Origin of the sequence: Roseibium sp. MMSF_3412 (genome assembly GCF_030733265.1) — a bacterium.
In the GTDB taxonomy this organism is placed as follows: Bacteria; Pseudomonadota; Alphaproteobacteria; order Rhizobiales; family Stappiaceae; genus Roseibium.
Genome location: NZ_JASHJI010000002.1, coordinates 15,641 through 38,064, shown reverse-complemented (window position 1 = coordinate 38,064; position 22,424 = coordinate 15,641). Strand labels below are relative to the sequence as shown.

20 protein-coding genes are annotated in these 22,424 nt (G+C 59.8%); 6 read left to right on the top strand and 14 right to left on the bottom strand.

Annotation, left to right across the window (positions count from 1 at the left end; genetic code table 11):
* The first annotated feature begins 142 nt into the window (after positions 1–142).
* On the top strand, positions 143–844 hold the full coding sequence (locus RBB49_RS04020) for a TetR/AcrR family transcriptional regulator (RefSeq protein ID WP_306141399.1): 702 nt from the start codon (positions 143–145) through the stop codon (positions 842–844).
* Between the two features lie 65 nt (positions 845–909).
* Positions 910–1,251, top strand: a complete 342-nt coding sequence (locus RBB49_RS04015) for a tRNA-binding protein (RefSeq protein ID WP_306141398.1) — start codon at positions 910–912, stop codon at positions 1,249–1,251.
* Positions 1,252–1,269: 18 nt separating this feature from the next.
* On the opposite strand, the gene RBB49_RS04010 is transcribed toward RBB49_RS04015, so the two are convergent.
* From RBB49_RS04010 to RBB49_RS04000, 3 genes are all read right to left on the bottom strand, one after another.
* Complete coding sequence (locus RBB49_RS04010) at positions 1,270–2,562, bottom strand: ATP-binding protein (RefSeq protein WP_306141836.1); 1,293 nt, start codon at positions 2,560–2,562, stop codon at positions 1,270–1,272.
* 112 nt (positions 2,563–2,674) lie between these two features.
* Positions 2,675–3,373, bottom strand: a complete 699-nt coding sequence (locus RBB49_RS04005) for a response regulator (RefSeq protein ID WP_306141397.1) — start codon at positions 3,371–3,373, stop codon at positions 2,675–2,677.
* Between the two features lie 33 nt (positions 3,374–3,406).
* Complete coding sequence (locus RBB49_RS04000) at positions 3,407–3,964, bottom strand: MarR family winged helix-turn-helix transcriptional regulator (RefSeq protein WP_306141396.1); 558 nt, start codon at positions 3,962–3,964, stop codon at positions 3,407–3,409.
* A gap of 244 nt (positions 3,965–4,208) precedes the next feature.
* Here RBB49_RS04000 and RBB49_RS03995 point away from each other — a divergent pair, with 244 nt between their 5' ends.
* Positions 4,209–5,111 (top strand): branched-chain amino acid aminotransferase, encoded by a 903-nt coding sequence (locus tag RBB49_RS03995; RefSeq protein ID WP_306141395.1) that lies wholly within the window; start codon positions 4,209–4,211, stop codon positions 5,109–5,111.
* A gap of 52 nt (positions 5,112–5,163) precedes the next feature.
* Here the strand turns inward: RBB49_RS03995 and RBB49_RS03990 are convergent, their stop codons facing one another.
* The 11 genes from RBB49_RS03990 to RBB49_RS03940 all read right to left on the bottom strand — a co-directional run bounded on the left by RBB49_RS03990 (position 5,164) and on the right by RBB49_RS03940 (position 16,472).
* Positions 5,164–6,459, bottom strand: coding sequence for a multidrug effflux MFS transporter (locus tag RBB49_RS03990; protein WP_306141394.1), 1,296 nt, complete (start codon positions 6,457–6,459; stop codon positions 5,164–5,166).
* 107 nt (positions 6,460–6,566) lie between these two features.
* Positions 6,567–7,028 carry a molybdenum cofactor biosynthesis protein MoaE gene (locus tag RBB49_RS03985; RefSeq protein ID WP_306141393.1) on the bottom strand — a complete coding sequence of 154 codons (462 nt, stop codon included), beginning with the start codon at positions 7,026–7,028 and terminating at the stop codon, positions 6,567–6,569.
* 2 nt (positions 7,029–7,030) lie between these two features.
* Positions 7,031–7,282: a molybdopterin converting factor subunit 1 gene (gene moaD, locus RBB49_RS03980; RefSeq protein ID WP_306141392.1), complete on the bottom strand. Its 252-nt coding sequence runs from the start codon at positions 7,280–7,282 to the stop codon at positions 7,031–7,033.
* Between the two features lie 45 nt (positions 7,283–7,327).
* Entirely contained in the window at positions 7,328–7,900 is a 573-nt protein-coding gene (pgsA, locus tag RBB49_RS03975) for a CDP-diacylglycerol--glycerol-3-phosphate 3-phosphatidyltransferase (protein WP_306141391.1), read from the bottom strand.
* Positions 7,901–8,026: 126 nt separating this feature from the next.
* On the bottom strand, positions 8,027–8,320 hold the full coding sequence (locus RBB49_RS03970; protein WP_306141390.1) for an HlyU family transcriptional regulator: 294 nt from the start codon (positions 8,318–8,320) through the stop codon (positions 8,027–8,029).
* Positions 8,321–8,477: 157 nt separating this feature from the next.
* On the bottom strand, positions 8,478–10,238 hold the full coding sequence (locus RBB49_RS03965; RefSeq protein ID WP_306141389.1) for a TRAP transporter fused permease subunit: 1,761 nt from the start codon (positions 10,236–10,238) through the stop codon (positions 8,478–8,480).
* Positions 10,239–10,351: 113 nt separating this feature from the next.
* Entirely contained in the window at positions 10,352–11,308 is a 957-nt protein-coding gene (locus tag RBB49_RS03960; RefSeq protein ID WP_306141388.1) for a TAXI family TRAP transporter solute-binding subunit, read from the bottom strand.
* 235 nt (positions 11,309–11,543) lie between these two features.
* Positions 11,544–12,122, bottom strand: coding sequence for a thymidine kinase (locus RBB49_RS03955; protein WP_306141387.1), 579 nt, complete (start codon positions 12,120–12,122; stop codon positions 11,544–11,546).
* 100 nt (positions 12,123–12,222) lie between these two features.
* Entirely contained in the window at positions 12,223–13,326 is a 1,104-nt protein-coding gene (locus tag RBB49_RS03950; protein ID WP_306141386.1) for an endonuclease/exonuclease/phosphatase family protein, read from the bottom strand.
* Positions 13,327–13,404: 78 nt separating this feature from the next.
* Positions 13,405–15,381, bottom strand: coding sequence for an excinuclease ABC subunit UvrC (gene uvrC / locus RBB49_RS03945; RefSeq protein ID WP_306141835.1), 1,977 nt, complete (start codon positions 15,379–15,381; stop codon positions 13,405–13,407).
* Between the two features lie 77 nt (positions 15,382–15,458).
* On the bottom strand, positions 15,459–16,472 hold the full coding sequence (locus RBB49_RS03940; RefSeq protein ID WP_306141385.1) for a calcium/sodium antiporter: 1,014 nt from the start codon (positions 16,470–16,472) through the stop codon (positions 15,459–15,461).
* Between the two features lie 345 nt (positions 16,473–16,817).
* Here RBB49_RS03940 and RBB49_RS03935 point away from each other — a divergent pair, with 345 nt between their 5' ends.
* The 3 genes from RBB49_RS03935 to RBB49_RS03925 all read left to right on the top strand — a co-directional run bounded on the left by RBB49_RS03935 (position 16,818) and on the right by RBB49_RS03925 (position 22,415).
* Entirely contained in the window at positions 16,818–17,486 is a 669-nt protein-coding gene (locus RBB49_RS03935; RefSeq protein ID WP_306141384.1) for an outer membrane protein, read from the top strand.
* A gap of 183 nt (positions 17,487–17,669) precedes the next feature.
* Positions 17,670–19,172 (top strand): efflux RND transporter periplasmic adaptor subunit, encoded by a 1,503-nt coding sequence (locus RBB49_RS03930; RefSeq protein ID WP_306141383.1) that lies wholly within the window; start codon positions 17,670–17,672, stop codon positions 19,170–19,172.
* A 48-nt stretch (positions 19,173–19,220) separates the two neighbouring features.
* On the top strand, positions 19,221–22,415 hold the full coding sequence (locus RBB49_RS03925; RefSeq protein WP_306141382.1) for an efflux RND transporter permease subunit: 3,195 nt from the start codon (positions 19,221–19,223) through the stop codon (positions 22,413–22,415).
* Positions 22,416–22,424: the final 9 nt, after the last annotated feature.

Genomic DNA, 22,424 nt, shown 5'->3' with positions numbered 1-22,424 from the left:
TGTTTTTCGTGTCACACAGGAACCAGTGCGGCCTAAACGGGCGCGTCTGCACGCAAATTCCTGAACTGCGGCAGTGCGCCACCCTTTTCGGCGTGACTTCCATCTCCTATCTTTGTCGGCAAGAGCCAAGGGAGATTGCTCCATGACGACCGCCAAGACGAAGCAGAAGATCCTCCAGACATTTCTCGACCTCCTTTCAGAACATGACTATGAAGATGTCTCGTTGCCGCTGATCGCGGACAAGGCCAAGGTCAAACTCTCGGAGATGCGCAGCGCATTCGGATCGAAACTGGATCTTGTCGCGGCTTTTGCCGAAAGTGTCGACAAGGCGGTGCTGGATGAACGCGACGAGGACATGCACGACCAGCCTCCGCGCGATCGCCTGTTCGATGTCCTCATGTCACGGATAGATGCGCTGGAGGCCAACAAGGACGCGGTCAGAGCCCTTCACAGGGCAGCGCGCAAGGATCCATCGCTTGCGCTGGAGTTCAACCGTCTGGAAATGCGTTCGCAGAAATGGATGCTGATTGCAGCCGGGATCGATATATCCGGACTGAAGGCTGGTATCGTCGCACAGGGATTGTCGGTTGCTTTTGCGCGTGTCGTCAGGGTCTGGCTGGACGAAGACGATGAAGGCATGCCCCGGACCATGGCGCGGCTGGACAGGGAACTGGACAACGGCACTCAGTTCATGAAACGCCTGAACGGGATCGAGGGGATTGCCAAGGGCATGCGTTCCTTTCTCAAAAAGGCGTCCTCGGGCCGGCGCAGACGGCGCGGACGCGGGGAAGATGACGCCGATCACGAGACGGGGTATTCCGGCGAGGAGCCAGTCGGCGCCTGACGCGATTTCCGCTTGCAGCAGACGCCGCCACCGGTCATGGTCGCCCGGGAAAAGAGGGGTAGACCATGAGCAACGAAATCAGTTTCGACGACTTTCTGAAAGTGGATGTCCGGGTTGGCCGGGTCGTTGAAGCGGAAGAGTTTCCCGAAGCACGCAAGCCTGCCTACAAGATGAAGATCGATTTCGGTCCGGAAATCGGCATCAAGAAAACCTCGGCCCAGATCACGAAGCACTACACCCCGGAAACGCTTGTCGGAAAACTTGTCATGGCGGTCGTCAATTTTCCGCCGCGCCAGATCGGGCCGGTCATGTCGGAAGTCCTGACCCTCGGTGTTCCGGACGAGGAAGGCGAGGTTGTTCTGCTGACGCCCGGCAAGGATGTTCCGATCGGAGGACGGCTCTATTGAACACTGGAGGCTGTGCCGTCAGGCGGGAATCCTGAGCCTTGCCCTCAGGCCGCCGAGCGGACTGTCTTCCAGGTAAAGGTCCCCTCCATGGGACCGGGCGACGTCCCGCGCAATGGCAAGGCCAAGGCCGCTGCCCGACTCGTCCTGGTTCCTGGCGAGGTCGAGGCGATGAAAGGCGCGAAATGCAAGTTCGCGGTCTTCGTCCGGAATGCCGGGTCCATCGTCGTCGACCACGATCGTCAGCCAGTCCCTTTCGATCGAGCCGGTGACTTCGACCCTGTTTCCATATTTGCAGCCATTGGTTACCAGGTTGGACAGGCACCTCTTCAGGGATAGCCGTTTGACCTGCGCATCCGTCGGCCCCTCGAAACGGGTGGTCACGTGAAGTCCGGAGATTTCGGCCTCTTCCTCAAGCTCTTCCAGCAGGAGGCTGATATCCGTTGTCTGTGCTTCCTCGTCGCCATCGCCGCTTGCGAAGGCGAGATAGTCTTCGAGCATGTGGCTCATCTCGTCGACATCCTTGCGCATGGCCTCGCTTTCCGGCGATTCAGACAGGAAGGCGAGCTGCAGCCTGAGACGGGTCAGGATGGTTCTCAGATCATGGCTGACGCCGGCCAGCATCGTGGTGCGCTGCTCAATCTGCCGTTCGATGCGCCGCCGCATGTCGATGAAGGCAACGCTGGCGCGGCGGACCTCGCGCGCACCGCTGGCGCGGAAATTCTCAACCGGGCGGCCCTTGCCGAACGCTTCCGACGCGTCGGCCAGCCGAATGATCGGCCTGATCTGGTTCCTGAGGAACAGCAACGCGATGATCAGAAGGACAAGGGAGGTGGAAAACATCCAGACCAGGAAGATGTGCGAGTTCGATGCGAAGGTCTGGCTGCGGCGCGTAAAGACGCGCAGGATCGAATCCTCGAGCTGAATGCGAATTTCCACAAATCGCGAGCGGCCAACCGTGTCGATCCAGAAAGGCTTTCTGATTTTCTGGCTGATCGCCAGGCTGAGTTCCTTGTCGATGACGTCGAAAAACGGTTTGGGTGCAGGCGGCGGCAAGGGTTCGAGCGGCAGAATTGTCGTTGACATGCCGAGCGCGCTCGACGCGAGCTGTTCGATTTTCGCGTGATTGGCGTCCTGCGGATAATTCTCCAGAACATATACGATCGCGGCGATCTCGCGGACAACCGCTTCCGACATGCGTCGCGACACCAACTGGTAGTGCCGCTCCATAAACACGAATACCAGGACCGACTGCAAGATGACGATCGGGGCGACGATGATCAGAAATGTCCGCGTATACAGGCCCTTCGGCATGAGCCGGTACAAGAGACGGGAGACAGACCTGTAGGCACGCAGAAACGGTCTGAAAAAAGCCGACTTCGTTATTTTCTGGAACAGGACTTCTGTGTTGGCCATTGGGACCCGTTCAATCGCAGGCCAGACGGTAGCCGATGCCGCGCACGGTCTGCAGATAGATCGGATTGCCCGGGTCCGTTTCCAGCTTGCGCCGCAGTCTGTTTATCTGAACATCCACGGTGCGTTCGCCAAGTCCGCTTTCGCCACCAACGATCTTGTGGCGCGGAACCGTGGCGCCGGGCTGTTCCGCAAAAATCGACAGGATCTGTTTTTCACGATCCGTCAGCCGGACGATTGCATCGCCATTCTTGAGTTCACCGCGGGAACTGTTGAAGGAAAACGGGCCAAACCGGATTTCCTCGCTCACGATGACGGGCTGGCTGTTGCCGCGCCTGAGAATGGCAGCCATCCGCAGCATGAGCTCGCGCGGTTCGAAGGGCTTGGGAAGATAATCGTCAACACCTGCTTCCAGACCCGCGATCCTGTCGGTTGCTTCCGATCTCGCCGTCAGCATCAAGATAGGCACTTCGGAGTCTTCCCGCAGCGAGGCTGCCAGCTCCAGGCCGGTCTCTCCGGGCATCATCACATCGAGTATGATCAGGTCGAACTCCAGCCCGGACAGGCACTTTCTTGCCTCGGCGGAATTGGCAGCCGTCGAGACGCGGTAGCCGTTCTCTTTCAGCAGCCTGGAAAGCAGATCCCGGATGCGCTTGTCGTCATCGACGAGAAGGATGTGATTGGCGTTGTCGTCGGGCACATGGGCTTTCATGTCGGCAGCTGTTCCCTCTGCTATCGGCGGCGTTCAGTCCTTGAGATGAAAAGGGCTTCTGACAAGTTTCAGAATGTCTGCATGGGCGTCGGGATCGATCATCTGCAGCAGAAACCGCCGCACGATTTCCTCGCTGCCATCAGGCAATCCAATTAGGGCGCGTTCAAGGCGCTCCTGCTGCAACCGGGCGAGTTTTTCCGCGAGCGTGTGGCCGCGATCGGTCGTGTAAAGCAGACGCTGGCGGCGATCGTTCATCCCTTCGCGCTGCTCGATGATGCCCGCGTCGACAAGCTGCTTCAGAACCCGGCCGAGACTTTGCTTGGTGATGCGCAGGATACCGAGAAGATCCGTCACCATGATGCCGGGGTTGCGTTCGACGAAATGCAGCACGCGGTGATGTGCCCGGCCAAATTCGAACTTGGCCAGAACGTCGTCCGGATCGCCGGTAAAATCCTTGTAGGCAAAGAACAGAAGTTCAATCAGGTCGTAGGGCAAAGTGTCTTCAGCCGGTTGCTGAGCCGGATCGGACAGGGCACCAGCCCGGTCTTGCAAAGCGGCGGAAAGGGCAGTTTTGAAATTTACGTCAGTCATATTGACATAATTCTGGTCGATTGTTACTTGTCAGCAGCCGCGCGCGAAATGATCGGTCTCAAAGATGCATTTTTGGGCATCCGTCGACAACCGAATCCGTTCAACGCCGCTGCGGTCATCAGGATACCGATAGTTCGCGTGCTGTGCAAAAGATACAGCAGCAAAACAGGCGCAAGTCTCTGGCGTTACTCGTGTCTGTTGAAAGAAATCAATAATCGCTCTTTGAGCGGGCGGGAGAAGAAACATGGCGGGAGCGCCTTTTGATCAGCTCAGTGGTGACATCTGGTATGATGGCGAGTTCGTGCCATGGTCGGATGCAAAACTCCACATCCTCAGTCATGGTCTGCACTACGGCAGCAGTGTCTTTGAGGGGGAGAGAGCCTACGGCGGGCGGATCTTCAAGTCTGAAGAACACACCGAGCGCCTGCTGGAGTCCGCGCGTACCCTCGGTTTTGAGATTCCCTGGACGGCCGAGCAGATCAATGAGGCCAAGGAAGCGACCCTGGCGCGCATGAAACTCACCGATGCCTATATCCGTCCTGTTGCCTGGCGCGGCAGCGAGATGATGGGTATCTCCGCGCAGAACAACACGATCCATCTCGCCATCGCGGCCTGGGAATGGCCGAGCTATTTCAAACCCGAGGAACGGCTCAAGGGCATTCGCCTGGACATGGCCCAGTATCGTCGGCCCGATCCGGCAACGGCACCTTTCAAGGCAAAAGCCGCGGGCCTCTACATGATCTGCACGGTGTCGAAACACGCAGCCGAAGCCAAAGGCTACACGGACGCCCTGATGCTGGACTGGCGGGGACAGGTTGCGGAATGTACCGGTGCGAACGTGTTCTTCATCAAGGACGGCACGATCCACACGCCGGTCCCGGACTGTTTCCTGGACGGTATCACCCGCCGCACCGTGATCGATCTGGCAAGGGCCCGCGGTCTCGAAGTGGTCGAGCGTGTAATCATGCCTGAGGAAATCCCCGGGTTCGAACAGTGCTTTGTCACAGGAACGGCAGCGGAAGTCACACCGGTTTCGGAAATTGCCGGCACGACATTCGAAGTCGGTGAAATCATCGAGACACTGATGAAGGACTATGATGCTGCCGTCAGACCCGATGCTCCGGCGCTGCAGGCGGCAGCCGGCTGATCAGTTCCGAATGTTAGCAGATCCACGAGGCGGGCCGATCAGCCCGCCTTTTTCATTTTCTGCCGTCATGCAGGGCGTTGAACAGGCGGCCCTTTTCGGCAAACAGGACGCAGGCGATCGCCGCCAGTCCATAAATCGCGAAAGCCAGCCCGAGCGGTTCGGTGGTGCCGTCGAACAGCTGTCCCATGAAGTGTCCCAAGAGAGCGCCGCCAAGTGTCGTGATGAAACCGATCACGGATGCTGCCGTTCCGGCGATCTTGCCGAGCGGTTCCATGGCCATGGCATTGAAGTTGGCTCCAACGAAGCCGAAGCACATCATGACGATCGTTGTCAGAATGAAGAACGACGCGAGGCTCTCCAGGCCAAGGGCGGAAACGGCGAAGATCAGGAAACCGAAGACCGTGTAGACAAGAAGCGCGGCGTGCGACAGGCGGCGCAGCCCCATCGCTTCGACCAGTTGTGCGTTGGTGAAGGAGGAAATCGCCATCGCGATCGCGATCGATGCAAAAACCACCGGAAACAGGTGTCCCAGATCGAAGATGTCGACGAAGATCTGCTGTGACATGGCAAGAAATGCAAACAAACCGGCGAAGACGAACGCGGTCGCGACCGCGTAGCCGACACAAACGCGCGTCGTGACTGCCGTCCCGTAGGCGTTGACGATTGCCGACAACTCGATCGGGCGGCGGCGGTCAGGGGCCAGCGTTTCGGGCATGCGCAGCATCGACCATGCCAGAACCGCCAAACCGGAAAACAGCAAAAACGCGAAGATCCAGTGCCAGCCGGCCATCAGCAGAACCACCTGGCCAACCGACGGCGCTATGACCGGAACCGCCATGAAGACCATCATGACCAGCGACATGACCTTGCCCATGCTGCGCCCGGTGTAGCAGTCCCGCACCACCGAAAGCGCGGCCACGCGGGCTCCGGCGCAGCCGACCCCCTGGAGCACGCGTGCGACCAGAAGCGTATCCAGGTCCGCTGCAAAAATCGCCCAGACGCTCGCAAGGCTGTAAAGCGTGAGCCCGCCTATGAGCACCTTCCGGCGGCCCAGGGCGTCGGTGAGCGGGCCGAAGAACAATTGAGCCCCGCCAAAACCGGCGAGATACATCGTCAGAATGAGTTGGCGATTGTTTTCCTCGATGATGTTCAGCGCATCGCCGATCGCGGGCAGGGCCGGCAGCATGACATCAATCGCCATGGCGTTGAGCGCCATGATCATCGCAATGATCGCGACAAATTCCGTGAACGGGATGCCGGGTTCACGCAGGACTTCGCCAGCGGTCCGGGGAACGCCTGCGGACGAGTCGGCAACGGCAGCATCGGAATGCTCGATGTCGTGTTTCACTGTATCGGAACCAGTTCAAAGATTTAGGCCGCTTGGAGGCCGCCGCGGAAAAAAGTTGCGGGGCTGCTGACGGACTGAGAGAACCCCAGTCTATGCGGTTGGAACGCTCAGGTCCAGCGTGCGGCGTCCTTGTCGTCACAATCCCTGGCTTCAACCCATTCGCTTTCACCACCGGTAACGAGGTGTTCCTTTTTCCAGAACGGGGCGCGCGTCTTGAGATAGTCCATGAGAAAATCGGCTGCCTCGAAGGCTGCGCGGCGGTGGGACGAGGCCGCAATCACCAGAACGATGTTTTCGCCGGGCGGTATCTTTCCGAAACGGTGAATCACAGTCAGGCCGGTCAAGGGCCAGCGTTCGATCGCCTGTTCGGCAATGCGGGTCAGTTCGGCTTCCGCCATGCCCGGATAGTGTTCCAGTTCAAGCGCGCTCAATGTACCGGCTTCGTCGCGGCAAAGCCCGGTGAATGTCACCAGCGCTCCAACGTCCTTGCGGCCTTCGGTGAGCAAGCGGGCTTCGTCCTGGGCGCTGAAATCGTCCGCCTGAACCACGATCCTGGGCTTGACCGGCATCCTTATCCACCTGTCATGGGAGGGAAGAAGGCAACTTCGCGAGCGCTTCCGAGTTCGGCGTCCGCCTCCACATGTTCCTGATCAAGCGCCACGCGTATCGCGTCTTCTTCCTCGAAGGCGGCGGCGTGATAGTCGTCGAGCCCCTTGAGGTGCGAAATCAGGTCGGCAACCGTTTTCACGTCGGCCGGAAGTTCCAGAGTTTCTTCTTCCTTGCCAACGCGTTCACGTACCCAGGCAAAATAGCGAATGTTCATGAGACCTCTTACTGAACTGCCCTTACGGCTACGGAAACAACTGGCCTACTCCGTGATGAGATGACCGATGCCGGCGCGGAAATAGTCGTAACCCGTATATAGGGTAAGAACGGCGGCGATCCAAAGTGCGGTCAGTCCCGTCAGGGTCGTGTATGGAAAGATCGTGTCACCGGCAGGTCCGGCAAGCAGCACCGCGATGGCAACCAGCTGGACCGTGGTTTTCCACTTGGCAAGTTTGGTCACCGGAACGCTGACCTGCAACTCGGCCAGAAACTCTCTCAGGCCCGAAACCAGGATTTCTCGGCACAAGATGATGATCGCGGCAACAAGCGACCAGCCCCCGATCGTGCCATCGGCGGCCAGCATCAGAAGCGAGACGGAGACGAGCAGCTTGTCGGCAATCGGATCGAGCATCCGCCCGAGGGCTGATTGCTGTTGCCAGGCGCGGGCGAGATAGCCGTCGAAGAAATCGGTGATCGCCGCCACGATGAAAATGCCGAGCGCAATCCAGCGCGGGGTCGTTCCTTCGAAATAGAAACAGAACGCGACTGCCGGCACAGCCAGAATGCGCCCATAGGTCAAAAGGTTGGGCAGGCTTAGGGCTACGTTACGTTTCATGTCTGCTTTCAATTCGGGGACAGTGCGGGACGCCGGTCCGGTCCGCATTGGTTCGGGGCCGCTCAGCTGTTTCAGGCAAATCTGGATCGTGCTTTGCCTTCGCTTAACATCTCAGCGCCGTTCGCCTCAATCGAATATTCGCTCACCCTGCTGATCGATCATCATTTTCGCCTTGCGGATCATCTCGTTGGCGGCGTCCGCTTCTCCCGGCATCACGTCGGCGCGTATGAACCGGTGCGATTTGGTCTCTTCGCCGACCTGCTTTTCGATCCGGCCCGCGACCTGCCACTGGCCACCTGAGGATTGCGGCTCAGCGATGATCTGAAAGCCCTCGTGGTCAACGATGGTGGCTTTTGCAGAGCTCTTGGCCTGGCCCCCTTCGGACGATCCGAAAAGGGATTTGAACATTTTGCCGAGCATAACGCCCACTCCTTACTGTTTGTTCCCTTTTAGGGGCAGTAACAAGGGGCTTCAAGAGGGACAGGTTTACGATTTCGTCATGCTCGGACTGCCGGCTGTCCGCCTCAAGGCCTCAGTCAGAGATCACGCAGCGCGGAAAGTTACGAGGGCAGCGGGTTCAGGTTACGAACAAGGAGCCGAAGATGATCGCCAGACCGGCACCTCCTGCGAGCAATCGATACACGGGGTTCCGGAAGCCGATGATGGCGTAGGAGATCAGGGACAGCCCCAGTCCGATCTGAACAGCGGCCAGCAGCGCACCGAGCGGATTGCCCTCAAGGCGGATGAGCGCCGGGTTTGCGATCATGGCGAGCGGAATGATGTAGAGGCCGATACCAAGCGCCATCGCAGTGAGCGCGACCTTCAGCCAGTTTTCGTTGATCATGCCTGCGGCGATGAAGACCGCGCCGCAAACGGGCGGTGTAATTGTCGAGAGCAGGGCGAACCAGAAGACAAACAGGTGCGCCTGCAAAGGTTCCAGGCCCAGTTGAATGAGGGCAGGGCCTGCCACAGACACGCAGATCACATAGGCTGCGGTCGTCGGGACTTCCATTCCGAGTACCATGCAGGCGAGTGCCGTGAGGAACAGGGACGGCCACAGAAGGCCGCCGGACCCGGAAAGGATCAGCGAGGTGATCTTCACGCCGAGACCGGTGATCGACAAAACGCCTATGATGATCGACGCACAGACGATGATGGCGGCGATCATCGACACCTGGCGCGCCGAATTGACCAGGGCACGTTCAATCCGGGCCAGGCTTTCCTTCAGGGTTCCGAGCCCCCTTGCGTTGAAAAACAGGAGCAGAAAACTGGCGAGGATTGCCATCGACGCGGAGTATTGCGGTGTAAACCGGATCCAGAACATGCCGACAAGCAGAACGGTGAACGGGATCAGGAAGAAACAGGAAGTGATGACCACATCCCGGCCCGAGGGCTGGTCTTCCGCGTCAAGCCCGGCGAGATCGTGGTGGCTGGCATAGGCGTTGACACCGATCCAGACCGCGAGAAAGTACAAGATGGCGGGCAGGAGCGCCGCGGCCATGATGGACGTGTAGGGTACGCCCGTCAGCTCGACCATCACGAAGGCACCGGCTCCCATCAACGGCGGCATGATCTGCCCCCCGGAAGAGGCAACGGCTTCAACGGCGGCGGCAAGGCGCTTGGGATAGCCCAGCCGCGTCATCGCCGGCAGCGTGATCGCGCCGGTGGAGGCGACATTCGCCGATGCCGAACCGGATATTGAGCCGAACAGCGCCGACGAAAGGACCGACACCTTGGCAGCGCCGCCCTTCAGCCGTCCCGCAGCCGCCGAAGCGATGTTCATGAAACCCTGTCCGGCTTCGCCCGCGTTCAGGACCGCTCCGAAGATGACAAAAATCGCAACCACGTTGACCGACACACCGGTCAGGCTGCCCCAGATGCCACCTTCGGCAATGGTCAGCGTTCCAAGGAAGCTCGCAATCGGCGTGCCGGAGTGGCCGAATTCACCGGGGATATGCTGGCCGAAGAGGCCGTAAAGGAGGGCCAGCAGCGCCACGAGCGGCAATGGCCAGCCGATTGCGCGCCGGGCAGCCTCCAGAACGACAACAAGCAGGAGGGCGGCGACCGCGAACTGGAAGTCGCCTTCAAGAAACCCGTACTGGTCCGAGAGCCTGTTGTGCGACAGCGCCACCCAGAGACACGCGCCGACGCCGAGCACGCTCAGGATGATGCCGCTCACCCTTGAAAACAGGCCCTGCCGGGCCGCGATCAGGATCCACGGAAGCGCGAAGGCAAGATGGAGCGGACGGCTCACGAGGTTGGGAACGAGCCCTGAAAAGATCAAAGCAAGGTGAAACGCAACAAGACCGAGCGCTGCTGCGATGATCAATGGTCTCAAGACGGTGTTCCCGGTAGACGCAACGAGCGCACGAGGAACCGGCGCGGTCGGCGAGGCTGGAAGGAGAGGCTTCTGCGCGCGGGCGCGCAGAAGCAATGCGCTAGCGCGGACGTTTACTGCTGCTCAGGGGTCAGTTCAAACCCGGCTTCCTTGTAGTAACGCAAGGCGCCCGGGTGAATTTTGCCGGTGATATTGCCCATCAGGCCCTTGTCGACACCGTTCCACCACGGGGCAGCATTGCCCATGTCACCCTTCTGTTCCCAGAAGGTCTTCGTCAGCTCATAGGCCGCGTCGTCATCCATCGCGGTGGTGGTGTAGGCGACGACCGGAAGCGATGTGGTGACAATGTCTTCCGACTGGCCGGCATAGGTTCCGGCGGGAATGACAAGCCGGGTGCGTTTGGTTTGCGCGATCTGGTCGTCATTCAGGGAGATGACTTTCACGCCTGTCGACGCGGCAGCCTCGATCACGTTGGGAGCCGGGAACGATCCGGCGGTCACGAAGCCGTCGATCTGGCCGTTTTTCAGCGCGGCAACGGCATTGGAGAGTTCAACTTCGGCAAGGTCCACCTTGCCTTCAAGGCCGAACAGCTTGAGGTATTTTTCACCTTCGCGCGCGCCGAAGGAGCCCTTGCCGAGCAGGATGGTCTTGCCTTCCATGCCTGAGAAATCGGTCACGCCGCTGTCTTCGGACATGACGAAATGCATGGTGAGCGAGGGGATCGGGAAAAGCGCGCGGATGTCATTGAACTTGGGGTCAGACTTGCCCTCGAACATGGCCTTGCCGCCCTGGGCCAGTCTCACGAGCACCGGTGGCGTCGTGAAGACGTAGTCACCGCCGCGGGCCCTGACTTCCATGACGTTCTGCACCGAGCCCTGGCTTTCCTCCACCGTGACGATGATGTCGCCATCGGACCCTGCCTTCATGGCTTCCGCGATCTGCACGGCCATCTGATAATAGGACGACGTCGACTTGGCGGATTTATAGGTGATGCGCGTCTCAGCTGACGCCAAGCCGGATGCCAGTCCCATCGAGGCTGCAAGCGCGAGGGACAATAGGGTCTTCTTCATGGATTTCCTCCCTTAAATGAAAGTCTTTGTTGTTCGCCGGCCGGTCAGACCGAAGAATTTTGAAAATACGGATCGTTTGACCGAACCCTGTCCCGATCTGTTTTATGCCTCACCTTAGGTCGCATCAAGAGGTTGAGAGGGTGTCATTGTGCGAAGTTGCCATACCTGCCTGATGCGGCTCAGGCGGTCTTATGAACCCGGTTCTCAAGCGCGGATCGCGGAACATTTCCCATGACTACGCCAGCTCCCGGCGGCTCCAGTGTTTTCGGCAAAGGGAAACATATGTCTCGTTGCCGCCGATCACGACCTGCTCACCTTCCTCGACAATGCGGCCATTGCCGTCGAGACGGGCAACCATGGTCGCCTTGCGTCCGCACCAGCAGATCGTCTTGATCTCCTTGAGATTGTCCGCCACGGCCAGCAAAGTGGCGCTGCCGGGAAAGAGTTTTCCCTGGAAGTCGGTTCGTAGCCCGAAACACATCACCGGAATGCCCATTTGGTCCGCGAGGCCGGCCAGTTGCCAGACCTGCTCTTCGGTCAGAAACTGTGCCTCGTCGACCAGAACGGCGTCGACCGGGGTTTTTTCGTTCACCTTTTCAACATGCCGGAAAACGTTGTCCTCGGCGGTGAAGATGTCGGCATCCGCCGCCAGACCGATGCGGGACGCGATCCGTCCCTTGCCACCCCGGTCGTCGAAGGCGGCGATCATGAGCAGGGCATTCATGCCGCGCTCTTCGTAGTTATAGGCAGCCTGCAGCAGCACGGTGGATTTGCCGGCATTCATGGAGGAATAGTTGAAATAGAGCTTGGCCATTCTGATCGTCGGAGAATCGGATTGAAGATCTCCGCAGTGTTCCCAATCTGCGCGGCAGCCTCAAACACTTTTGCCCTGAAGTCACAGGGAATAGCCGGGATCAGTTCTTCGCAGGCAGTTCGATCTCCACAATGAGCGGCAGATGATCGGAGCCGATGTTGGGTCCTGTCGATACATTCAGAACCTTGACGTCTTTCGAGACGGCGAACTGGTCGACGGGAGACCCCAGGATCCAGTAGAGGCGGTAGTCGAAGAAGAACCGCGTCGTTCTTGGCCAACCGCCGGGATAGGCGGTCCGCAGTTCGTTTTCAAACAGCGTTCTTTGAAAGCGCGCGGACCAGGGCGCGCTGTTCCAGTCCCCGATTACGAGCAGCGGATCGTCGTTTTCGTCCTGAAGACCACGGATGGTTCTATCGGCCTCTTCAAAGTACCGCCTCTTGTTTTGCCATCTGATTTCGTTTCTTGGACTGTCGGGATGGACGGAAATCAGGTTCAGGGGCCGGGCTCCCGTGTCCAGTGTCGCTTCAAGGAGTTCCCGGTCGGCCTGGTGGATCACGCTGGCGCCCTCGTGCAGGTCTCCAGGCACGATTTTCGATCTGGTCTCCAGAATGGGAAGTTTCGAGTAGACAACGAGGTTCTCGTCCGCGCCGACGGCCAGGTGTTCCGGAAAACCGTTTTCGCCCCGGCTTCCCACGGGAAGCTCAAGACGTTTCCAGCGGCGCTGCTGGAGCCACCACAACACTTCCTGAAAAACGACTATGTCGGGATTTTCCCGCTCCAGGAAGCTCGTCAGTCTCTTGTCGCCCAGGAACATGCCTTCAATGTTGATCGAGGCGATTTTCAGGACGCGTCCATCCGGGCCCTGATCCTCGATCGCAGCCGTGTTTTCCAGGGTGCGGGTTACGGTTGCGATAGTCAGGATCGCGAAAGCGACAAAGGCAAGGCCGAACGCCGACCTGTAGAGCCAGACAAGCCTGTGAGGCAGCATCAGTCCAAGCGCACCGGCAGCGCATCCCGCAAGTCCGCCGGCAAGAAACTGCCTCAAAAAGAAGCTCATGTTGTCAGTGAACCAGAAGTCCGGCGCGACGAAAGCAGAGATACCGAGCGAACAGAAGACCAATGCGCCGAGCGATCCGCACCAGCAAATGAATGACGCGAGCGAAGGGAGAATGCGCAGCCGTCGTTTGGGTTTTGAAGAAGACATTATGTGGTCAGGTCCTTGGCGCACGTACGGCTTTCAATGTCACGGTCCGCACTCATGATCCGGTTCGGGAGCCGGCGATCATTCATGGAAGTGGTCGTAGACCAGTTTGGCAATCGCTTCGGAAATTCCGGGGACCGAGGCAAGATCGTCCACGCCTGCCTTCGAGACGGCCTTGGCCGTACCGAAATGCTGCAAAAGCGCCTTCTTGCGGGTCGGTCCGATCCCGGCAATCTCGTCCAGCGGGTTCCTGGCAATGTCCTTCTTCCGCCGTGCCCGGTGGCTGCCGATCGCAAAACGGTGGGCTTCGTCTCGCAGTCGTTGCACGAAGTAGAGCACGGGATCGCGTTCCGGCAGCATGAACGATGGTTTGCCGGGAATGAAGAACTTCTCGCGTCCGGCGTCGCGGTCCGGTCCCTTGGCGATGCCGACAAGGGGAACGTCCGTGATACCGAGTTCTTCCAGGGTTTCCCTTGCCGCGTTCAACTGCCCGAGCCCGCCGTCAATCAGAACCAGATCGGGCCAGTCAGGCATGTCAGCGGTGCTTTCCTGCGCGCTTGCGTCGGCTTCGGTGCCGTCAGCTGCGAGATCTTCTTGCGAAGCGGGGTTCGCCGCACGGGCACTTTCTTTCAGCAGGCGAGAGAAACGCCGTGTCAGAACCTCGCGCATCATGCCGTAGTCGTCTCCGGGGACGAGGTCTTCGGACTTGATGTTGAACTTTCGATACTGACCTTTCGCGAACCCTTCCGCGCCAGCAACGATCATGCCGCCAACCGCGTTGGTGCCCATGATGTGGGAGTTGTCGTACACCTCTATCCGGCGCGGGGCTGCGCTCAGCGCAAAGGCTTCCGAGACCCCCTTGAGCAGACGGGCCTGGCTGGAGGTTTCCGCAAGCCGCCGTCCGAGCGCTTCGCGCGCGTTGGTCAGCGCATGATCGACCAGATCCTTTTTTTCGCCGCGCTTGGGAACGGCGACATCGACCTTGCGGGCCGTCCGTTCGCTCAGCGCCTCGGCGAGCAAATCCTGCTCGGCAAGTCCATGCGACAACAGGATCTGTTTCGGGGCGGGTTTGTCGTCATAGAACTGTGCCAGAAAGCTCTCCAGCACTTCCGCTTCGCCGAGGGTCTTGTCGGCTTTCGGGAAATAGGCCCTGTTTCCCCAGTTCTGACCTGTCCGGAAGAAAAAGACCTGCACGCAGGACTGGCCGCCTTCCTGATGAATGGCAAAGACGTCCGCTTCCTGAACCGACTGTGGGTTGATCCCCTGATGCGCCTGCACGTGGGACAGGGCGGACAGTCTGTCCCGGTAGATTGCCGCGCGCTCGAATTCCAGGTCCGCGGAGGCAGCTTCCATCTGCTCGGCAAGCTGCTTCTTGATCAACTGGCTGCGGCCCGACAGAAAGGCCTTTGCCTCGGAGACCAGGCCTGCATAGTCCTGCGGATCGATCTCGCCTGTGCAGGGTCCGGCGCAGCGCTTGATCTGATACTGGAGACAGGGGCGCGACCGGTTCTCGTAATAGCTGTCCGAACACGTGCGGATGAGAAACGCTTTCTGAAGCGCGTTGATTGTCCTGTCGACCGCACCGGCGGAGGCAAAGGGGCCGAAATAGTCGCCCTTGCGCTTGCGGGCGCCCCTGTGCTTGACGATCGCGGCCGCCTCGTGGTCGCCGGTCACCAGGATATAGGGAAACGACTTGTCGTCCCTGAGCAGGACATTGAACCTCGGCCTGAGCCGCTTGATCAGGTTGGCTTCCAGAAGCAGGGCTTCGGGTTCCGTCTTCGTGACCACAAATTCCATCGCGGCCGTCGACAGGATCATCCGCATGATCCGGTTGGACTGTCCCTGGAGCCGGGTGTAGCTGGTTACTCTTTTCTTGAGGCTTCGCGCCTTGCCGACGTAAAGAACGTCACCGTTTTCGTCCAGCATCCGGTAGACGCCGGGACCGTTCGGCAAACGCTTTACTTCATTGGCAATGACCTCCACGCCCTTTTTGGTTTGAGCGCGGTCTTCGGCTGGCGTGTCGCCGCCGGCGACTGGAGAATCGGATCCGTCCTGCATACCAGACATTTAAGCGCCCCAGGCCCTTTGGGAAAGAGGGTTTGCCTAGTGGCTCCCGCGATCAACTGCCTCATACGTCAGTTGACGTGGCCGAGCATGTAGACCGTGGTGATGTAAAGGCAGTAGGCGGCCGTCATCGCGAGGCCCGAAATCTTGCCCAGACAAATGCGGAAGCCTGAGAGAACCGCCAGCAACACGGCGCAAGCCAGCATGACCCAGACATCGAGCTTGAGAACCTCCGGCGGCACATCGATCGGAACAACGACCGCCGTGATGCCGATGATTGCAAGCAGGTTGAAGATGTTCGAACCGATGACGTTGCCGATCGCGACGGCGCCGTGCTGCCGGATGGCGGCCATCACCGTTGTGGCGAGTTCGGGCAGCGACGTTCCAAGCGCGATGACCGTCAGGCCGATGACGGCTTCGCTGACGCCCCAATGGGACGCAATGTCGGTGGCCCCGGTAATCGTGAAATGCGCACCCAGTGGAAGTCCGACGAGACCAAGCACAATATAGACAAGAGCGATCCAGACCGAGTCGGGCACATCCTCGACATCATCCAGCGTATCGTCCTGTTCGATCTCGGCGTCGGCAACGGCAGCTCCCGCCGATGCGGCGGAGATGGACCTCTGCTCCTTCCGGTGACGGCGTGCGGTGATTGTCGAAGCGGTGAGAAACATCGCAAGCAGAACCAGCAGCACGATCCCGGCCGGAAGCCCGATTGGCGTAAAAAAGCACAGGCCGATGAAAACGACGGTGACAGCAACCATGAAAATGGCGTTGCGGGTCGCCCCGTCCTCTCCGCAGGGTGTCGCCGCGATGAGCGCCGGCATTCCGAGCACGAGCAGAACATTGGCAATGTTGGAGCCGACCACGTTACCGATCGCGATGCCGCCCGCGTCTTCCAGCGCGGCCTTCAGAGAAATGACGAGTTCCGGTGCGGACGTTCCGAAGGCGACAATAGTCAGACCGATGACCAGATTGGGAATCCCCAGCCGCTGCGCGATACCCACAGAGCCCCTGACCAAGACATCGCCGGCAATAATCAGCACAACCAATCCGCCAGCGAGGCTAATATAGTCAAACAGCATCTACGAGTTCCGGTTCGGGTTTTTGCGATCCGCGCGCACGGTTTCGGAGGGAGCGCGCAAATCAGTTGGGCGCCTTATACGCAATAGATTGGTACGGGGAAACCCGGGGACAAGCATCTTTGTTCCGGTTTCATCGCAAATTGCAACTCGCTTAACGCCGCGTTCATCTTGACAGATTGTTGCCCTGATTTGTCATCAAAACTCCCAAATCTAAATCCCGATCCGCCACAAACGCTCCCCATATGTCGTTACCGGGGGAGTGAGGGCGCGGCATAACCGTCCCTTTTGCCTGGTCAAAGAACTTGGCCAGCTCAGTATGGATAGTATGGATCTGGAGTATCATTCATGAAACGTCTTGCGCTTGCAGGCCTGGCAGTGACTGCCGCAACAGTGGGAACCGCCCCGGTTCTGGCTGCGGACCTTCCTCAGGCACCGGCCCCTGCCTATGAGGCTGTTCCGGCCCAGCAGCAGAGCATCGACTGGACCGGCATCTATGTCGGCGGCAATCTCGGCTGGTCATTCGGAAGTTTCGACAACCGGTTCGGCGGAACCAACCTCGATACCGATGCCAATGGCGTCGCAGGCGGTCTTTACACCGGCTACAACTACCAGGTTACGCCCAACGTCGTCGTTGGTGCGGAAGCGGACTTCACCTTGTCCGATCTGGAAGACACGAAGTCGGCCGGCGGTGTCTCGCTGAAGTCCAAATCGGACTGGAACTCGAACATTCGCGCCCGCATCGGTTATGCCTTCGACCGGTATCTGGTCTACGGTGCAGGCGGTCTGGCACTGGCGGATCTTGAAGTCTCCGGCAACGGCGACAAGGACAGCAAAACCGCTGTCGGATGGACGCTGGGTGTCGGCGGTGAAGCTGCAATCACCAACAACGTGACCGCGCGCCTCGATTACGCCTACCAGGATTTCGGCGACCAGGATTTCAACCTGAACGGGACTGGCGTGACGTCCGACTTCAGCAATCAGCTCGTGCGTTTCGGTGTCGGCTACAAGTTCTGACACCCGTCGCATCTGATTTCAAAAAAGACCGGTTCCGGAAGGGGCCGGTTTTTTTGTTACAAGTGGATACAAGCTTTTACGAAATTTGCTCCAAGTCCATGGTAAAACAGGGTCTCGGCGCCATATTGGATGTCAGGACAGCGCACTTGGCAGGTTGGCACGGCGGTTAAAGTGGAGAGGTGAATGCGGTTTTTGATGCGCGGACTTGTCGGTCTGGCATTGATGGCGATCATGGTCGGCTTCGCAGGTTTCGGAGCCTACAGGTTGTATGGTGCCATGACGGCCGAGGAAACCGTGCGCGAACGGCCGGCGCGCGAGCGCAGCTACACCGTCAATGTTGCGCCGCTCACGCCGCAATCGATCAGCCCGGTCACGATTGCCTATGGTGAAATCGAAAGCTGGCGAACCCTCCAGCTGAGGGCAAGTTCCGAAGGGCGTCTCGTTGATGTCGCGAGCAAGTTTCGTGACGGTGCGGCCGTTGCCGAAGGTGAACTCCTCCTGAGAATTGACCCTGCGAACGCAGAATTCCAGTTCCTCGATGCGGAGGCTGCGCTTGCCGATGCCGAAGCGCAAAAGGCCGAGGCCGAAGAAGCCATCATTGTCGCCGAACAGGAACTGGAAGCCGCGCGCCGCCAGCTGGACCTGCGCAAACAGGCGCTGGAACGGCAGTCTCAGTTGAAGGACAAGGGCTATTCGACCGCCGTGCAGGTTGAAACGGAAGAACTTGCAGTCGCTTCGCTGGAGCAGTCTTTGAACAACCGGCTGCAGTCCGTGATCGCTGCGCGCAGGCGCGTGGAACGCATGGACCTGACGGTGCAGCGCGCCAGCCTGGCTCTTGAAGATGCCGAACGTGTCCTGCAGGAAACCACACTCACAGCGCCGTTTTACGGGTATCTGGCGGAAGTTGATGCAACGCTCGGACGCCGCGTGAGTCCTTCCGAAACGCTGGCGATGCTGATTGATCCCACGGCCCTTGAAGTGAAGTTCTCGCTGTCGACCGCTGAATTTTCGCGTCTTCTCGACCAAAGCGGAAAGCTGGTCAAGGCACCCGTCACGGTCACCCTTCAACTCGGCGGCAGGTCCGTCGAGGTTCCCGGACGCATAGACAGGGCAGCTGCGATCGTGTCCGAAGGCGAAGCCGGAAGAACATTGTTCGCAACTCTGGAGATCGAGGCCGGAACGGTTCTGCGCCCGGGGGATTTTGTCAAGGTTGCGGTTGAGGAACCGGAACTGGCGAATGTTGTCGCGGTGCCGGCGGCGGCCGTCACGGAGGACGGACGGCTCCTGATCGTTACCGAAGACGAGCGCCTGGATGAGATCAGGGCGCGCGTCCTGCGGCGCATGGCGAATGATGTGCTGATCGCCGACGTTCCGTTCGGCACCGATTACGTGCGCGAACGCCTTCCGCAACTCGGCAAGGGCCTGAAGGTGTCGCCGCGCCGAGGTCAGGGAGCGGAGCCTCAGAACGACTCTCCCGTTACCGCAAGCGCAACAGAAGGGGCCGCACAGCCCGCTGGCGACCTGGTTGCCCTGGAACCGGAACGGCGCGCGGCGCTGATTGCCCAGCTGACGAATTCCAACATGCCCGAAAACCGCAAGGCGCGTCTGCTCGCGCTGTTGAACGAGCCGATGGTGCCCAAGGACCTGGTTGACCGGCTTGAAGAGCGGCAGGGGCGCAAGGGTTAGGGCAGGTTCACCGCGCGTGCCCGTTCGTGCCGAGACTGGAGTGATTGAATGCGTTCTCCCGGCGGACCACGGTTTGCATCCTTTCTGGACTACATGGTGCGCCACCGCACAGCGGCGAACCTGCTTCTGGCGTTGATGCTTCTCGCCGGTATTGCAGCCGGATCGCAGATCAGAACGCAGTTCTTTCCCGATTTCGTGCGAGAGGAAGTCGACGTCGACATTTCCTGGCCCGGCGCCGGCCCCGACGATCTCGACCTGTCGGTGGTGGAAATTCTCGGTCCTCAGCTTCTGGCCATCAACGGTGTCGACGAGGCGACGTCGGTGTCGCGTGAAGGCCGCGCGTCGATCAATCTTGAGTTTGAAGACGGCTGGGACATGGGCCAGGCGACCGACGAGGTCAAGGCCGCCGTGGATCAGGCACGATCCAGCCTGCCAGAAGGGATTGAAGAGCCTGTCGTCAGCCGCGGTGTCTATAGGGACCGGGTCACGGATGTCGTGATTTACGGTCCCGTGGATATCGACCAGTTGGCCCGATTTGCCGAAGATCTGCAAACCGTGCTGTTCCGTGATGGCGTTACACGCGTGTCGATCCAGGGGCTGGCAAATCCGATTATCCGGATCAATGTCGGCGAAGGTATGCTGGTGCGGCATGATCTGACCCTTCGTGATGTCGCCGATGTCGTAACCTCGGAAATGGAAACCACACCGGCGGGAGATGTCAGCGGCAGCGGTGCGCGCCTGAGAACCGGTCAGACGCGGCGCAGTGAGCAGGAACTGGGGGAGATCGTTCTGAGGGCTCCGAGCCAGGGTGAGAAGCTGGAACTTCGAGCCGTCGCGGATATCGTGACCGAAGGCGTGGAGAGCGGCCGGGCCTATTATCACAAGGGTATGCCTGCGGTCGTTCTGCGTGTTGACCGGAGTGCCCAGGGAGACACGATTTCGATCCAGCGTGCGGTCGAGCGCATCACTGCGGAGTATCAGAAGACGCTTCCGGAAAATGTCGTGGTTCAGCTGACGCGGACACGTTCGCAGAACATCATCGACCGGATGAATATCCTGGTCGAAAACGGTCTGTTCGGCCTCGGGCTGGTTCTGGCCTTCCTGTTTCTGTTCCTGTCCGCGCGCACGGCCTTCTGGGTTGCGGCGGGGATTCCCGTCGCCATGTTTGCAACCATTGGCCTGATGTATGCCTTCGGTCTGACCCTCAACATGGTGTCTGTGTTCGCACTGATCATCTGTCTCGGTATCGTGGTGGATGATGCCATTGTGGTGGGCGAACACGCGGACTCGCTGCATCGGAAAGGCTACCCGCCCCCGGAGGCCGCAAGCCTTGCCGCGCGGCGGATGACGGCGCCCGTCTTCACCGCATCCATTACAACCCTGATTGCCTTTGTCGGGCTGATCTTTGTCGGCGGCCGGTTCGGAACGCTCATTGCCGACATTCCCTTCACGGTGGCCGTGGTGCTGATCGCGAGCCTGGTGGAGTGTTTTCTCATCCTGCCCGCGCATATGAACCATGCCCTTTCCGCCAGCAAGAAACAGCGCTGGTACGACATGCCCAACAGGGTCTTCAATCGTGGCTTCGTCTGGTTCCGGGAGCGCGTCTTCCGGCGGTTTATCGGCTGGATCCTCACCGTCCGCTATCCGGCGCTCGGGTTTGCGTCAATGGTGCTGCTGCTGTCGCTGGCGCTGTTTTTTGACGGCAGTGTCCGCTGGCGGTTCTTCAATGCTCCGGAACGCTCGGTTGTTTCCGCCAGCATCGCCATGATGCCCGGCGCGGACCGGGACGACACCAAGGCGATGATCGCGGAAATGGAGCGGGCCCTGGATGTCGTCAACCAGCGGTATGGCGAGCAATACGGCGATGCTCCGGTCCGGTTCGCCCTGTCGACCGTCGGTGGCACCGCCGGACGCGGTCTGAGCGGTGCCGACAGCAAGGACGTCGATCAGCTCGGCGGGATCTCGATTGAACTGATCGATCCGGATCTGCGGCCCTATTCCGCGTTCAAGTTCATCGGCGACTGGCGCAAGGAAATCCAACGACCGCCACTGCTTGAAACGCTTGCCGTGCGTGGTGAACGTTCGGGCCCGGGCGGCGATGCGATCGATGTCCGGCTTTACGGAACCTCGACGGAGAACCTGAAGGCGGCGGCGGAAAGCCTCAAGCAGGCACTGGCACCGCTTCCGGGCGTCAGTGCGCTCGAGGATACGCTGGCCTATGACAAGCCGGAGCTCAATCTCAGCCTGACACCCAAGGGAGAGGCGCTCGGTTTCAGCACCGATGATGTAGCGCGCATCCTGCGCAATCGTCTTGAGGGCATCGAGGTCGCGGAGTTTCCGGTCGGCCGGCGCACCGCAAAGGTGAAGGTGCTGATGCCGGACGAGGAAACGGACGCGTCGTTCCTCTATTCCACACGCATTCGCACGGAGGCGGGCACCTATGTTTCCCTGAGCGAGATCGTCCAGGCCGACAGCACCTACGGATTTGCGTCCATCCGGCGCAGCGACGGCCTGCGAACCCTGACGGTCAGCGGGGATGTTTCGGAAGACGATCCCGAGGCGGCGGCCCGGGTGACGGCTTTCCTGGAAAACGAACTGTTGCCGCAGCTGGCTGCCGAGTTCGATGTTGAGAGCGAGTTGGCCGGACTGGCCGAGCAGGAAAGGTCCTTCCTGTCGGACGCAATGATCGGCTTCGCGCTTTGCCTTGCCGGGATCTATCTCGTGCTGTGCTGGATTTTCGAATCCTGGACGCGGCCGCTGATGATCATGATCATCATACCCTTCGGTTCGATCGGCATGCTTTGGGGGCACTACATCCACGGTGTGCCGCTATCGATGTTCTCGGTCGTCGGCTTTATCGGCATGTCCGGAATCATCATCAATGACAGCATTGTGCTTGTGACCACGATTGATGAATACGCGCGCAACCACCCGTTCCGGCAGGCACTCATCAACGGGGTCTGCGACCGGCTGCGTGCTGTTGTCCTGACAACCGCGACGACCGTGTTCGGCCTGGCGCCGCTGCTCTTTGAGACCAGCCGCCAGGCGCAGTTCCTCAAGCCGACCGTCATCACGCTTTCCTACGGGTTGGGCGTCGGCCTGTTTCTGGTGATCCTGCTTGTGCCGTCGATGCTTGCGATCCAGAGGGATTTCGGCCAGTCCGTCGCGAGCGGACGCCGGCTGCTCAGGGCAAAAGGACGCCCTGCGCTGCCCGGCAAAGGCAGCGAAACGCCAACAAGCTAAGCTGCCGTC